This window comes from Pseudomonas sp. Pseusp3, from assembly GCF_047304225.1.
Classification (GTDB): domain Bacteria; phylum Pseudomonadota; class Gammaproteobacteria; order Pseudomonadales; family Pseudomonadaceae; genus Aquipseudomonas; species Aquipseudomonas fluorescens_CD.
On the sequence record NZ_JBGLYV010000125.1, the window covers coordinates 1 to 14925 of the forward strand.

The following is a 14925-nucleotide window of genomic DNA, read 5'->3' on the forward strand; positions in this document are numbered from 1 at the left end:
GCGCAGGGCGGTCGCCAGCAGGTTGAGCAGGCTCGACTTGCCGGCACCGGACGGCCCGATGATGGCGACCTGCTCACCGGCAGCGATGTGCAGGTCGACCTCATGCAGCGCACGCACGCCATTGCCGTGGGTGAGGCTGACCCGGTTCAGATGCAATGTCATTTCAGCAGGTCGGCAGCGCGCGCGGCTTCCTCGATGCCCTTGTAATTCTCAGGCTTGGTCTCGATGAAGCGGCTGGCGGCCTGCAGGTCCAGAATGGCTTTTTGCTCCGGGTTGGCCGGGTCGAGCGCGAGCAAGGCTACCTTGATCTTGTTGGCAAGGGCCGGGTCGAGGGTACCGCGCACGGTCCAGTTGTAATCGAAATAGGCTGGCGTGGTGGCGAAGACCTTGACCTTGTCGGTGTCGACCTTGCCGGCCTTGACCAGTTTTTCCCAGACGCTGGCATTGAGCACGCCGGCGTCCACCTTGCCGGCCTGAACCCAGGCGACCGTGGCGTCGTGGGCGCCGGAGTAGCCGACACGGCTGAAGTAGGTTTCCGGCTTGATGCCGTCCTTGAGCATGAAATAACGCGGCATCAGGCTGCCGGAAGTGGAAGACACCGAACCGAAGGCAAAGGACTTGCCCTTGAGGTCGGCCAGCGACTTGACGGCCGGGTCGGCGGTGATGAACTTGCTGGTGAACTGGGCATCCTGCTCACGCTGTACCAATGGAATGGCATTGCCGGTTTTCAGTCGCGCCTGCACGAACGTGAAGCCACCCAGCCAGGCCATGTCGATGCGGTCAGTGGCCAGGGCCTCGACCACCGCCGGGTAGTCGGAAACCGGCACGAACTCGACTTTCATGCCCAGCTGCTGCTCTAGATATTCGCCCAGTGGCTTGAACTTTCGCAGCAATTCGGTCGGGGCTTCGTCAGGAATGGCGCTGACCTTGAGGGTGTCGGCAGCCTGTGCCAGCAGGGCGGAAAAGGATAGGGTCAGGCCGACGGCCAATGCCAGGGTACGTTTGAGCATGGAAGTTCTCCGGTTCAATAGCGGAAAAATGTCGATGCGCCCCGCACAAGCTGATTGCTGCACGACGCTTCGTGAGGGTAGACGAAAACGCCGCGATTATAGGGACTCTTGCTTGCCAGACCAGCAAAACCTGTAGGAGCGAGCTCGCTCGCGATGGTCGTTAACGATGCCGCGTGTTTACTGACTAAGCGCGGCGTTCTTGAGTCCATCGCGAGCAAGCTCGCTCCTACAGGTACAGGTACAGGTACAGGTACAGGTACAGGTACAGGTACGGGTACAGGTACAGGTACAGCGTTTACGGTGTGCCACCATTCAGGTGATTTACATCCTTGCCAACGCCTGCGCCAGATCGGCCCGCAAGTCCTCGACATCCTCGACACCCACCGACAACCGCACCAACCCGTCGCCAATCCCCAGTTCCGCGCGGGTGTCGGCGGGGATGGTGGCGTGGGTCATGATCGCCGGGTGTTCGATCAGGCTTTCCACGCCGCCCAGGCTCTCGGCCAGGGCGAAGATCTTCACGCTCTCGAGGAAGCGTTTGGTGCCCGCCAGGTCGCTCTTGATATCGAGGGAAATCATCCCGCCGAAACCGCGCATTTGCCGTTGCGCCAGTTCGTGCTGTGGGTGTGACGGCAGGCCGGGGTAGTAAACCCGTGAGACTTGCGGTTGGCGTTCCAGCCACTGCGCCAGGTCCAGCGCGTTACTGCAATGACGCTCCATGCGCAATGCCAGGGTCTTTACGCCGCGCAGGGTGAGGAACGCATCGAACGGGCCGGCGATGGCGCCGACGGCGTTTTGCAGGAAGCCCAGGCGCTCGGCCAGTTCGGCGTTCTGCCCGACCACGGCGATGCCGCCGATCACGTCGGAGTGGCCGTTCAGGTATTTGGTGGTCGAGTGCAGCACGATGTCGAAACCCAGTTCCAGCGGGCGCTGGATCCACGGGCTGGCAAAGGTGTTGTCGGCCACGCAGATGATGCCGCGCGCGCGGCAGGTGCGGGCGATGGCGGCCAGGTCGGTGAGGCGCAAAAGCGGATTGCTCGGGGTCTCGACCATGACCATCCGGGTGTCGTCCTGCAGGGACGCCTCGAACGCCGCCAGGTCGGTCAGGTCGACGAAGCTGAAGCGGTGCCCGGCGCTGCGCTGGCGCACCTTGTCGAACAGGCGGAAGGTGCCGCCGTAAAGGTCGTTGCCGGAGACGATGTGCGAGCCGGCGTCGAGCAGTTCCAGCACCGTGGAAATGGTCGCCAGGCCCGAGGCGAACGCAAAGGCCCGGGTGCCGCCTTCCAGGTCGGCCACGCAGCGTTCCAGCGCCCAGCGCGTCGGGTTGTGCGAACGCCCGTAGTCGAGGCCTTTGTGCACCCCGGGGCTCTGCTGCAGGTAGGTGGAGTTGGCATAGATCGGCGGCATCAACGCCCCGGTCGACGGGTCCGGCGTTTGCCCGGCATGGATCACGCGGGTGGCGAAGCCGCGCGGCGGGGCGTTTTCATCGTGCTGACTCATGGCAGGGATCTCCGCAGGTGGTTGAGCATGTCGGTTCGGGTAATCAGGCCGTGGAATCCCGAGGCATCCTGAATGATCGCCACCAGCCCACGGCCCAGCTCTGCCTCCAGATCAGCCAGCGTGGCGTCGGGGGACAGGGTTTGCAGCTTGTCGGTCATGGCGCTGGCCACGGCTTTACGGAAGTGCGCAACGTCTTCATGCACCCCCAGCAGGATGTCGGACTCGTCGATCACGCCCACCAGTTGCTTGCCGTTCACCAGCACCGGCAGTTGCGACACATCCGCCAGGCGCATGCGCTGGAAGGCGGTGAGCAGGGTGTCGTCGGGGCCGACGCTGATCACCCGGCCGTCCTCGAAGCGCCGCGCGATCAGGTCGCGCAAGTCACCGTATTGCTTGCGTTGCAGCAGGCCCTGATCGTTCATCCACTGGTCGTTGTAGATCTTCGACAGGTAACGCGTACCGGTGTCGCAGACGAAACTCACCACCCGTTTCGGCGTGGTCTGTTCGCGGCAGTAACGCAGTGCGGCGGCCAGCAGGGTGCCGGTCGAGGAACCGCCGAGAATGCCTTCGGCGCGCAGCAGTTGGCGGGCATGGTCGAAGCTTTCTTCATCGCTGATCGAATAGGCGTGGCGCACGCTGGACAGGTCGGCAATAGACGGAATGAAGTCCTCGCCTATGCCTTCCACCGCCCACGAACCGGGGGTGCCGAGGGTGCCGCTGCGGCTGTACTCGGCCATCACCGAACCGACCGGGTCGGCCAGGACCATTTCCAGGTCCGGCTGCACGCGTTGGAAAAAGCGCGTCAGCCCGGTCAGGGTCCCGGCGGAACCGACGCCGACGACGATGGCGTCCAGATCATGCTGGGTCTGCGCCCAGATCTCCGGCGCGGTGCTGTATTCGTGGGCCAGCGGGTTGGCCGGGTTGTTGAACTGGTCGGCGAAGAACGCATCGGGAATATCCGCGGCCAGCCGCGCCGCGACGTCCTGGTAGTACTCGGGATGGCCCTTGCCGACATCGGAGCGGGTGATGTGCACCTCGGCGCCCATGGCCTTGAGGTGCAGGACCTTCTCGGTGGACATCTTGTCCGGCACCACCAGCACCACCCGGTAACCTTTGGCGCGGCCGACCAGGGCCAGGCCGAGGCCGGTGTTGCCGGCGGTGGCTTCGACGATGGTGCCACCGGGGCGCAGGCGGCCATCGCGTTCGGCGGCATCGATCATCGCCAGACCGATGCGGTCCTTGATCGAACCGCCGGGGTTCTGGGATTCGAGTTTGAGAAACAGCGTGCACGGGCCGGTATCGAACCGGCTGACCCGTACCAGGGGTGTATTGCCGATCAGTTCGAGCACGGCAGGGCGGGAGTTGTCAGGCATGTCGTCACTTCCTTGCGCAAATACGCACTGGGTGGACAGTGGCCTGCGATGTGCCATCAGGCATCGATCGCAGGCATTGCATCGCTAGGACCATAGGCCGGGATCGGGCCCGCCGCAACCTCATGTAGCCAGCCGGTTGCCTCGACGCTTTTTCCTCGCCAGCGACCACAAAAAACATAATTTCGCTATTTCCCGGCTCCGAACAGAATGCGGCCAACACCCTGACACCGATAGCCGCAGCAGAAGAACAACAGTGATCAGAATCGAGGCGGCAGCCATGACCGACCTGAATCAAACCACCTTTCAGAAGTGCACAGCCATGACAGTTGATAAAACCGAAATTGATACGCTTGTTGTTGGCGCCGGCCAGGCCGGCGTGGCCATGAGTGAACACCTGAGCAAGCTGGGTGTGCCCCACCTCGTGCTGGAGCGCAACCGTATCGCCGAAGCCTGGCGCACCGGCCGCTGGGATTCGCTGGTGGCCAACGGTCCTGCCTGGCACGACCGCTTTCCGGGCCTGGAATTCGACGGCCTGGACCCGGATGCCTTCGCCGGAAAAGAGCAGGTGGCTCAGTACTTCGAAGCTTATGCCCGCAAGTTCAATGCACCGATCCGCACGGGCGTTGACGTGAAGAAAGTAGAGCGTAATGCCGATCGTCCGGGTTTCACCGTTGAAACCTCTGATGGCGTGATCGAGGCCCGCCACGTGGTGGTCGCCACCGGCCCGTTCCAGCGTCCGGCCATTCCGCCGATTGCTCCGCAAATCGCTGGTATCAGTCAGATTCACTCCGCCCAATACTACAACCCGCAGCAATTGGCCGAAGGCGCCGTATTGGTGGTGGGCGCCGGTTCGTCGGGCGTGCAGATCGCCGATGAGCTGCAACGTTCCGGCAAACAGGTCTACCTGTCGGTCGGCGCCCACGATCGTCCGCCGCGTGCCTATCGCAACCGCGATTTCTGCTGGTGGCTGGGGGTGCTCGGCGAGTGGGATGCCGAGGCCATGCAACCGGGCAAGGAGCACGTGACCATCGCCGTGAGCGGTGCCCGTGGCGGCCACACCGTGGACTTCCGCCGGCTGGCCCATCAGGGCATGACCCTGGTCGGCCTGACCCAAGCGTTCAACGGCGCGGTGGTGAGCTTTGAAAATAACCTCGCCGACAACATCCGGCGCGGCGATGAAAACTACCTCGCGCTGCTCGACAAGGCCGACGCCTATATCGAACGCAACGGCCTGGACCTGCCGCTGGAACCCGAAGCCCGCGCCATGCTGGCCGATCCGGACTGCGTGACCAACCCGATCCTGGAACTGGATCTGCTCAAGGCAGGCGTGACCACGATCATCTGGGCCACCGGTTACTCCACCGATTACAGCTGGCTGAAGGTCGATGCCTTCAAGGAAAACGGCAAACCGCAGCATCAGCGCGGGGTGTCGGCCGAGCCCGGCGTGTATTTCGTCGGTTTGCCTTGGCAGTCCCGTCGTGGCTCCGCGTTCATCTGGGGCGTTTGGCACGACGCCAAGCACATCGCCGACCACATCGTTAAACAGCACACCTATTTCAACTATCGGGATGCGAGCCAGCGTCAAGCCGACGCCGCCCGTGCACCTCTTCAAAAAGCCAGCCTCATGGGAGTTCGTTAATGCCTACTCATACCCGCATCCGCATGTTCAACACCAAAGACACCTACCCGAACCAGACGCTCGACAACGACCTGTGCCAGGCCGTGCGCGCCGGCAACACCGTGTATGTCCGTGGCCAGGTCGGCACCGATTTCAACGGCCAACTGGTGGGCCTCGGTGATCCGCGCGCCCAGGCCGAACAGGCCATGCGCAACGTCAAGCAACTGCTCGAAGAGGCCGGCAGCGACCTGAGCCACATCGTCAAGACCACCACTTACCTGATCGACCCGCGCTATCGCGAGCCGGTGTACCAGGAAGTCGGCAAGTGGCTCAAGGGTGTGTTCCCGATTTCCACGGGCCTGGTGGTCAGCGCCCTCGGCCAGCCGCAGTGGCTGATGGAAATCGATGTGATCGCTGTCATCCCTGAATAAGGAATTCGCCATGACCTTTTCCATCGTTGGTCGCTGCGCCGAGACCGGCCAGCTGGGCATTGCCATCAGCTCTTCGAGCATTGCCGTCGGCGCGCGTTGTCCCTGGCTGCGGGCCGGTGTCGGCGCGGTGTCGAGCCAGAACATCACGCTGCCGGCCCTCGGCCCGCAGATCCTCGATGAACTGGCCAACGGCTCGGCGCCGCCCCAGGCACTGGACCACTCATTGACCCGCAATGGCTACAGCCAGTACCGCCAGGTGGCGGTGGTCGACGCCCAGGGACGCACGGCGGTGTTCAGCGGCAACCATGCGCTGGGCACCAACAACGCCCTGGCCGGCGACCAATGCGTGGCGGCTGGCAACCTGCTGGCCAACAGCGGGGTGATCGAGGCGATGGTCGCGGCGTTCGAAAACAGCGAAGGCTGCCTCGCCACCCGCCTGATGAACGCCTTGCAGGCCGGGCAGGATGCGGGGGGCGAAGCCGGTGCAGTGCACTCGGCGGCGTTGTCGGTGGTCGGTGACCTGACCTGGCCGATTGTCGACCTGCGGGTGGATTGGGCCGATGAAAACCCGATCGGCGAGCTGGGCAAACTGTGGGCTGCCTATGAGCCGCAATTGCAGGACTACCTGACCCGTGCCCTCAATCCGACCCTGGCTCCGAGCTATGGAGTGCCCGGCGATGAGTGAGTTGCGCAGCCGCGCCATGCTCGCGCGATTGATCGGGTTCGCCACGGTCAGCCGCGATTCGAACCTGGCGCTGATCGAGTTCGTGCGGGACTACCTGCACGGACTGGGCGTGGATTGCGAACTGATCTACAACGCCGAGCGGACCAAGGCCAATCTGTTGGCCACGGTCGGCCCGCGCGTGGCCGGCGGCATCGTGCTGTCCGGACATACCGATGTGGTACCGGTGGACGGTCAGGCCTGGACGGTCGAGCCGTTCTGCCTGAGCGAGGCGCACGGCAAGCTTTACGGACGCGGCACCGCGGACATGAAGGGCTATCTGGCTTCTGTGTTGGCGGCCGTGCCGATGTTTCTGCAAAGCCCTTTGAAGCGCCCGGTGCACCTGGCGTTCTCCTACGACGAGGAGGTCGGTTGCCTTGGCGTGCGCGGGTTGCTGGAAGTGCTGCCGCAACGCATCCCGGCACCGGCGTTGTGCCTGATCGGCGAGCCGACCGGGCTCAAGCCGGTGCTCGGCCACAAGGGCAAGCTGGCGATGCGTTGCCACGTGCGCGGCGCAGCCTGTCATTCGGCCTACGCGCCTTATGGGGTCAATGCCATCGAGCAGGCCGCGCGCCTGATCGGTCGGCTGGGTGAAATCGGCACGCGCCTGGCTGAACCGCAGCATCACGACGAGCGCTTCGATCCGGCGTATTCGACGGTGCAGGTGGGTGTGATTTCCGGCGGGACGGCGTTGAACATCGTGCCGCAGAACTGCCGCTTTGATTTCGAAGTGCGCGCCTTGCCGGACTTTGCTCCGGAAGCGGTCGCCGATGAGCTGCAAAACTACGCCGAGCAAACCTTGCTACCGGCGATGCAGGCGGTGAAGGCCGACACATCAATTCGTTTTGAAAAGCTTTCGGCCTATCCCGGCCTGGCCACACCCACCGACAGCGCAGCTGCCCGGCTGATTGCCGAGCTGTGCGGCAGCGATGATTTCAGCACCGTGGCCTTTGGCACCGAAGGCGGGCTGTTCGATCAGGCCGGCATACCGTCGGTGGTCTGCGGTCCCGGCAGCATGGACCAGGGGCACAAGCCCGATGAATTTGTCAGCGTCGAACAGATGGCGGCCTGTGACCGCCTGATGGATCGCCTGGCGGCTTACTTGAGTGAATCCGAACACCCATAACAACAAAGGGCCATTCAGGCCCGAGGAAGCGATCCATGTCCAGATCCTTGCGTTGCAGTGTTCCGTTTGCCCTGGCGTTGTTGAGTGCCAGTGTGTGGGCGGCCCCCCAGGACCTCACCGTGATTTCCTTCGGTGGTGCTACCAAGCAGGCCCAGGATAAGGCCTACTTCCAGCCCTTCAATGCCAGCGGCGCAGGCAACATCATCGCCGGTGAGTACAACGGCGAGCTGTCGAAGATCAAGGCCATGGTCTCGGCCGGTCACACCAGCTGGGACGTGGTGGAAGTCGAAAGCCCCGAGTTGTTGCGCGGCTGCGAGGAGGGTTTGTTCGAGAAGCTCGATGCCGGACGCTTCGGTGATTCGGCGAACTTCGTGCCGGGTGCGCTGACCGAATGCGGGGTGGCCACTTATGTCTGGTCGATGGTCATGGCCTATGACCAGAGCAAGCAGGCCAAGGCGCCGCAATCCTGGGCGGACTTCTGGAATGTCGCCGACTTCCCGGGCAAGCGCGGCCTGCGCAAGAGCGCCAAGTACACCCTGGAAATCGCCTTGCTGGCCGACGGCGTCAAGGCTGACGATGTGTACAAGGTCTTGAACACCCCGCAAGGCGTGACGCGGGCCTTTGCCAAGCTCGACCAGATCAAGCCGAACATTCAGTGGTGGGAGGCGGGCGCACAACCGGCGCAATGGCTGGTGGCCGGGGACGTGGTGATGAGCGCGGCCTACAACGGCCGAATTGCCTCGGCGCAAAAGGAAGGCATGAAGCTGAGCATCGTCTGGCCGCAGAGCCTGTACGACCCGGAATACTGGGCGGTGGTCAAGGGCACGCCGAACAAGGCATTGGCCGAAAACTTCATTGCATTTGCCAGCCAGCCGCAGACGCAAAAAGTGTTCTCGGAAAACATCCCTTACGGGCCGGTGCATCGCCAGACCCTGCCATTGCTGCCCAAGGACGTGCAAGAGCAACTGCCGACCGCCGAGGCCAACCTGGCCGGTGCGCGGGCAGTGGATGCGGAGTTCTGGGTAGACCATGGCGAGGAGCTTGAACAGCGCTTCAACGCCTGGGCCGCACGCTAACCCCCTGTGGGAGCGGCGGTGCCCGCGAAGACGGCAGTACATCCAGCATCGATGTGGCTGACAAACCGCTTTCGCGAGCAAGCCCGCTCCCACAAAAATGCAGAGTTCTGGACGGCCCAGACGCCGCAGCCCCCCTGTGGGAGCGGGCTTGCCCGCGAAGACGGCAGCACATTCAACATTAATGTGGCTGATGAACCGCCTTCGCGAGCAAGTCGGATCGCCGCACCGCCGCTCCCACAGGGATTTCATTGGTCAGATTTTTTCCGGTTACCCTCTCGAATGTCGGGAAAGGGGTTGCGGTGCGTTGTGCTGTATTTTTGTTTTTTATTGATTCTTTCTGCCGCAATGGCCGAATAATTGCGCAATCTTTTTTAACGTTTAAAGGCACAAATTAACTAATTTTCCTCCCGCCGCTCTTTGTCCATGATCACTCCCAACAAGAAATGCGCCGTTCCGTGTGCGCACACCGAAGTACGAACACGTACTCATCCTTGCCTTGGAGTTCGTCATGTCCACCACCGCTTCATCCGCCCCGCTCATCGAGAAACACACGATCGGGTACGTCCCCCCTGAGGATCGCCACGGAAAGGTCAAAGATCTGTTCACCCTGTGGTTCGGCGGCAATATCGCGCCGTTGCCCATCGTCACCGGCGCGCTCGGCGTGCAGTTGTTCCACCTGAACCTGGTCTGGGGCATTGTCGCTATCATCGTTGGCCATCTGGTCGGCGGTGTGCTGATGGCGTTGCACTCGGCGCAAGGCCCGCAGATGGGCATTCCGCAGATGATCCAGAGTCGCGCACAGTTCGGTTCGCTGGGCGCGTTGCTGGTGGTGGTGATTGCCGGCGTGATGTACATCGGTTTCTTCGCCTCCAACATCGTCCTGGCCGGCAAGTCGCTGCATGGCGTGGTCGAGAGCGTGCCGGTATCGGTCGGCATCGTCCTCGGCGGCCTCGGTTCGGGGATCATCGGCATCATTGGCTACCGCTTCATCCACGTGCTCAACCGCATCGGCACCTGGGTGCTGGGCCTGGGCATCGTGCTGGGCTTCGGCTACATCCTGACCCACGTGCAGACCGATGACTTCCTGACCCGCGGCAGTTTCAACATTTCCGGCTGGCTGGCCACGGTGTCGCTGGCGGCGCTCTGGCAGATCGCGTTCGCGCCGTACGTGTCCGACTACTCGCGTTACCTGCCCAAGGACGTGAAAGTCAGCGCGACCTTCTGGGCGACCTACCTCGGCTCTTCGCTGGGCTCGATCCTGTCCTTCGTGTTCGGCGCCGTCGCCGTGCTGGCAACGCCGGTGGGCATGGACACCATGGACGCCGTGAAGCTTGCAACCGGTGCCATCGGCCCGTTGATGCTAGTGCTGTTCCTGCTCAGCGTGATCAGCCATAACGCCCTGAACCTGTATGGCGCCGTGCTCTCGGTGATCACCTTGCTGCAAACCTTCGCCCACCGCTGGATTCCGACGGCGCAAAGCCGGGCGGTACTGTCACTGATCATCCTGGCCGGTTGCTGCGTGGCAGCCATTGGCGCCTCGGCGGACTTCATCGGGCACTTCGTCGACTTGGTGCTGGCGCTGCTGGTGGTGCTGGTGCCCTGGACCGCGATCAACCTCATCGACTTCTATGCGATCCACAAGGGTGACTACGACATCGCCTCGATCTTCCGCGTCGACGGTGGCATCTATGGCCGCTTCAATCCGCAGGCGCTGCTGGCCTACGCCATCGGCATCGTGGTGCAGATTCCGTTCATGAACACGCCGATCTACACCGGGCCCGTGGCGGTGCATATCGACGGTGCGGACCTGTCGTGGCTGGTCGGCCTGGTGGTCACCACGCCGCTGTATTACTGGCTGGCGAACCGTGACACGGCTTATCGTCGGCGCCAGACCATGGCCGGGTTGATGCCAACCAACGGTTGATCGGGAATTTGGAACAGATGTACCGGGTTGAGCGGTTGTGAACGCCAGGGATGGCTGTTTGTCGGGCGTATGGTTATGCTCAGCGCGTTTGCCCATCGCCAGATAAAAACAACCACAGTGAAGCCATGAGCCAATCAGACACGCGTGCGACTGTTCTAGCGCTGTATCCAGAAGACTCCCGCGAGGCAGCGGCATTGCTCAAGCAGGCAGTGCCGCTGATGGTTCGTCACAACATTCCGCCCAACCCGGTGCATTACGCGCTCTGGTACACCTACAGCAAAGGCCAGGAGCCGGAACTCAATCGGCACCTGGACCGGGTCGTCAACGATTTCGACTACTTTCCTCCTGAGTCCGCCGCCAAGCTGTTTCGCGAGTACATCATCCGTGATGAGCTGGCGGACGCTCGCGCCGGGCAACAGGACGCGATCAATCTGGTTGATGATATGGAGCGCGATGTTTCGCGCAGCGTGAAGGGCAATCAGAATTTCCAGGCCAGCCTCGGCCAGTACCTGCAAATGCTTGAGGATCCGGCCGGTGAGCGCTTGCCGGGCATCCTGAGCCAACTGCAAAAGAGCACCCAGCTCATGCAGAGCCAGCAGGAGCACTTCCTCGCCCAGTTGCAGTCCGCACAGCATGAAATCAAAAGCCTGCGGGACAAACTGGAGCGCGCCCAATTGGCGGCGACCCTCGATGGCCTGACCGAATTGCTCAACCGCACCACCTTCAACCGCAAGCTTGAACAGGCAATGAACCACGCAGCGACCGGCGTGGCGCTGGTGATGCTGGATATCGACCACTTCAAGCAATTCAATGACCAGTACGGCCATCCCCTGGGCGACCGGGTGCTTCAGCATGTCGCCCAGGTGTTGCGCGATGCGCTGCCGGCCGAGGCCTTTGCCGCGCGTTATGGCGGTGAAGAATTCTGTGTGGTGCTCAAGGATTGCCCGGATCTGGCGGCTGCCGGCGCGTTTGCCGAGCGCCTGCGCCTGAAAGTCCAGGCGCTGCGGGTCAAGGCCCGGGGCACCGACACCGTGCTGGACACCATCACCGCGTCGTTCGGCGTGGCCCATGCACAACCCGGCGACACCCCGGAAAGCCTGGTGACCCGCGCCGACGACGCGCTGTACCAGGCCAAGCGCAACGGGCGAAATCAGGTTCGTCAGCAGCCTGACGTAGCGGTCGAGGGCCGTTAGCCGAGGATGAAGCAGGCGTCATGTTTTGCCGATTTGTACGCCTATGGAACTGAAAACCGTTCTTGCAATCGTAACTTTCACGGGTGTGCAGGGGTTACGCATACGCATTGAATGCCCGGCATGGCTGTAAAACCGGGAGGGTGGCATGGAAAACGACTCGATGTTCAGGTTCGTTGCGGGCTACCTGTTCGTGTGCGCCCTGCTGGCATGGGGGGTGGCCCAGGCGTCTCCCTGGATTGCCTCGCACCTGCTGTTGAAATGGATACTTTAGCGCCGACCCGCGATGCCACACTCGACAGTTCCCGATACTTCAAGCACCGCGACGGTGTGACCCACGAATTGACCCTCTTTCCCTGACCCCCAGCCTGCACCGCGTCTCCCTGCATGATGCGTCACGGCCTGCTGACGTCCCGCTCAAATCCCCTGAAACAAGCGCTGCCTGAGGCAGCAAAAATAGAATTCAAATGTATTCGATCGGGTACATTTTTACTTCTTGAATGCAAATGAGAGGGGTTATCAATAGTATTTGTTTCTGCATCGCTTTCGATTAGACTCCCGCCGGCTGGAGGAAAACAGCGTTCTGGATGTAAGAAAAAACACAAAATATCTGTCGCAGGGGAGCGGGGCGTGAATTTCAAAAAGAACACAATTGCGTTGGCTGTGGGGTCGGCGGCCTGCCTGATGAACAGCGCATGGGCGGCCGAACAGTCGAACACAATGGAAATCGCGCCGATCACGGTGACCGGTGAAAAAATCAACCGCACCCTGGAGCAGACCCAGTCGAGCGTGGTGGTCGTCACCGACAAACAACTTCGGGAAAAAGAAGACCACAACCTGGTCGACGTATTCGCCCGGACACCGGGTGTCTACAACCAGGCCGGCAATGAAAACTGGGGCATCCGTGGTGTGCCGGTGTCCGGTTTCGATGACCAGGGACCGGCCACGCTCAACGGCGCGGTTTCGGTGTTCGTCGACGGCGCCGTGCAGCCGAACCGTGCATTGACCCTCAGCCCGATGCCGCTGTGGGACGTCGAGCAGGTCGAAGTGTTCCTGGGCCCGCAGTCCACCACCCAGGGCCGCAACTCCCTGGCCGGTGCCGTTGTCATCCAGACCAGAAACCCGACGTTCGAACCGAGCTTTTCCGCGCAAACCAACGCCGGGAGCTACAACGAGCGCGGCGCGGCAATTGCCGGCGGCGGCTCGATCGTCGATGACAGGATCGCCGGCCGTATCGCTGTGGATTACCAGGAAGGTGACGGCTACATCGACAACATCGCCCTGGATAACGACGCCAACCCGACCCGCACCAGCAATGCCCGCGGCAAGCTGCTGATTCTGCCCAACGACGATCTCGATGTGCTGCTGACATATGCCCACGGTGAAAGTCGCAAGGGCGACAACTCGGTCATGCGCGAAAACGACCGGATCCGTTATTACAAGATCGCGTCCAACAGCAATGCCTTCGACAAACTCCAGCAGGACACCGTCAGCGCCAAGGTGGATTACCGCCTGGACGACAACTGGTCCCTGACCAGCCTTACGGCCAATACCCGCTCGGACTACGACGCGCGCCTGGACTTCGACCAGACGGCCGTGGACAACCAGGTCGTGCTGCGCAAGCAGGACGGCGACCTGTTCAGTCAGGAACTGCGTTTGAATTACGCCTCGGACACCGTGAAGAGCTTCGTCGGAGCCTACTACGGCCGCAGCACCAACAATTTCCACGACAGGTTGTTGTTCGACAATGAACTGTTCGGTACCGCCAAGGGCGATACGACGATTGAAAACAAGGCCGTGTTCGGTGAAATCGACTGGACCTTCGCCCCGCGCTGGACGTTGATCACCGGTCTGCGCTACGACCACGAGACTAACGACACCGACGTCGAACAGGACGACTTCTCCAGCCCTGGCGGCGCCAGCAAGTCGTTTGATGCCGTGTTGCCGAAACTGGGTATCGACTATGAACTGGCCGCCAATCAGTACCTGGGCTTCATGGTGCAGAAGGGCTATCGCGGCGGCGGCGTCAACGTTCGCGCCGGTGGCGGTCACGAGGCGTACGATCCGGAATACACCACCAACTACGAGTTGTCCTACCGCGGTTCGTTCTTCGACCAGACCCTGCGGACCCGCGCCAACCTGTACTACACCGACTGGAAAGACCAGCAGGTCAGTGTGCTCGACCCGGACTCCCCGTTCGCGCACATCTTCAACGCCGGCAGCAGTGACATCAAGGGCCTGGAAGTCTTCGTTGAAAAAGACTTCACCGAACAGCTGACCCTGACCGCCGGTGGTGCCATCACCGATGGCAAGTACAAGGACTTCGTCACGGGCGATGGCCGCGACCTGAGCGGCGAGTCGTTCCTGTATTCGCCCAGGTACAAGATGTCGCTGGGTGGCATCTATCGCTGGAATGACCGTCTGACCCTCAACACCGACGTCATTTACCAGAGCACCTCACCGTCGGAGTACGAGTTCGATGACGCTGGCCAGGTCATTGATGAGCGCAAGAGCGACGCCTACTGGCTGGTCAACTTCAATACCGAGTACAAGATCACCAGGAACGTTGCCGTATCCGGTTTCGTGAAAAACGCCTTCGACAAGGAATACATCACCAACAACCGCAGCGGCGACATCATCGATGCCGGTGCACCGCGCACGGTGGGTGTGGTTCTGCGCTACGACCTGTAACCCCGGAACCCTTGTAGGAGCGAGCTCGCGATGGTCGTCAACGATGCCGCGTGTTGGCTGAATAAACACGGCGCTCTCGAGTCCATCGCGAGCAAGCTCGCTCCTGCAGGTATTGCGTTCCACGGCTCGAAACGCCTGAACCGGCATTCAATAACCGCAGCGGCGACATCATGGCGCACGGTGGGTGTGGTTCTGCGCTACGACCTGTAACCCCGGAACCCTTGTAGGAGCGAGCTTGCTCGCGATGGTCGTCAACGATGCCGCG

The 14925-nt window shown here is 62.0% G+C and carries 13 protein-coding genes; 9 read left to right on the top strand and 4 right to left on the bottom strand.

The features are described from left to right. From ACCD00_RS27145 to ACCD00_RS27160, 4 genes are all read right to left on the bottom strand, one after another. Positions 1 to 162 (bottom strand): ATP-binding cassette domain-containing protein (locus ACCD00_RS27145; protein WP_413428370.1); only part of this gene is annotated, 162 nt, incomplete at its 3' end. Continuing rightward, positions 159 to 1010 carry a putative selenate ABC transporter substrate-binding protein gene (locus ACCD00_RS27150; protein WP_413428360.1) on the bottom strand — a complete coding sequence of 284 codons (852 nt, stop codon included), beginning with the start codon at positions 1008 to 1010 and terminating at the stop codon, positions 159 to 161. The genes ACCD00_RS27150 and ACCD00_RS27145, both read right to left, overlap by 4 nt. A 321-nt stretch (positions 1011 to 1331) precedes the next feature. Further along, positions 1332 to 2510 (bottom strand): trans-sulfuration enzyme family protein, encoded by a 1179-nt coding sequence (locus tag ACCD00_RS27155; RefSeq protein WP_413428361.1) that lies wholly within the window; start codon positions 2508 to 2510, stop codon positions 1332 to 1334. Next, a complete protein-coding gene (locus ACCD00_RS27160; RefSeq protein WP_413428362.1) occupies positions 2507 to 3883 on the bottom strand; it encodes a pyridoxal-phosphate dependent enzyme in 1377 nt (458 codons plus the stop codon). The genes ACCD00_RS27155 and ACCD00_RS27160 overlap by 4 nt, the downstream gene beginning before the upstream one ends. Positions 3884 to 4160: 277 nt before the next feature. Between ACCD00_RS27160 and ACCD00_RS27165 the strand changes: the two genes are divergently transcribed. The 9 genes from ACCD00_RS27165 to ACCD00_RS27205 all read left to right on the top strand — a co-directional run bounded on the left by ACCD00_RS27165 (position 4161) and on the right by ACCD00_RS27205 (position 14870). Next, positions 4161 to 5522 carry a flavin-containing monooxygenase gene (locus ACCD00_RS27165; RefSeq protein WP_413428363.1) on the top strand — a complete coding sequence of 454 codons (1362 nt, stop codon included), beginning with the start codon at positions 4161 to 4163 and terminating at the stop codon, positions 5520 to 5522. Continuing rightward, positions 5522 to 5932, top strand: coding sequence for a RidA family protein (locus ACCD00_RS27170; protein WP_003201555.1), 411 nt, complete (start codon positions 5522 to 5524; stop codon positions 5930 to 5932). The genes ACCD00_RS27165 and ACCD00_RS27170 overlap by 1 nt, the downstream gene beginning before the upstream one ends. A gap of 10 nt (positions 5933 to 5942) precedes the next feature. Further along, on the top strand, positions 5943 to 6617 hold the full coding sequence (locus ACCD00_RS27175; protein WP_413428364.1) for a DUF1028 domain-containing protein: 675 nt from the start codon (positions 5943 to 5945) through the stop codon (positions 6615 to 6617). Beyond that, the gene (gene argE, locus ACCD00_RS27180; RefSeq protein WP_413428365.1) at positions 6610 to 7779 is read left to right on the top strand and encodes an acetylornithine deacetylase; all 1170 of its coding nucleotides are present in this window, start codon (positions 6610 to 6612) and stop codon (positions 7777 to 7779) included. The genes ACCD00_RS27175 and argE overlap by 8 nt, the downstream gene beginning before the upstream one ends. A 35-nt stretch (positions 7780 to 7814) precedes the next feature. After that, a complete protein-coding gene (locus tag ACCD00_RS27185) occupies positions 7815 to 8855 on the top strand; it encodes an ABC transporter substrate-binding protein (RefSeq protein WP_007987073.1) in 1041 nt (346 codons plus the stop codon). Between the two features lie 508 nt (positions 8856 to 9363). Beyond that, positions 9364 to 10779, top strand: a complete 1416-nt coding sequence (locus ACCD00_RS27190) for a purine-cytosine permease family protein (protein WP_413428366.1) — start codon at positions 9364 to 9366, stop codon at positions 10777 to 10779. A 125-nt stretch (positions 10780 to 10904) separates the two neighbouring features. After that, a complete protein-coding gene (locus ACCD00_RS27195; RefSeq protein WP_413428367.1) occupies positions 10905 to 11972 on the top strand; it encodes a GGDEF domain-containing protein in 1068 nt (355 codons plus the stop codon). Positions 11973 to 12599: 627 nt separating this feature from the next. Next, on the top strand, positions 12600 to 14660 hold the full coding sequence (locus ACCD00_RS27200; RefSeq protein WP_413428368.1) for a TonB-dependent receptor: 2061 nt from the start codon (positions 12600 to 12602) through the stop codon (positions 14658 to 14660). 30 nt (positions 14661 to 14690) lie between these two features. Next, positions 14691 to 14870 carry a hypothetical protein gene (locus tag ACCD00_RS27205; protein ID WP_413428369.1) on the top strand — a complete coding sequence of 60 codons (180 nt, stop codon included), beginning with the start codon at positions 14691 to 14693 and terminating at the stop codon, positions 14868 to 14870. Positions 14871 to 14925 lie beyond the last annotated feature (55 nt).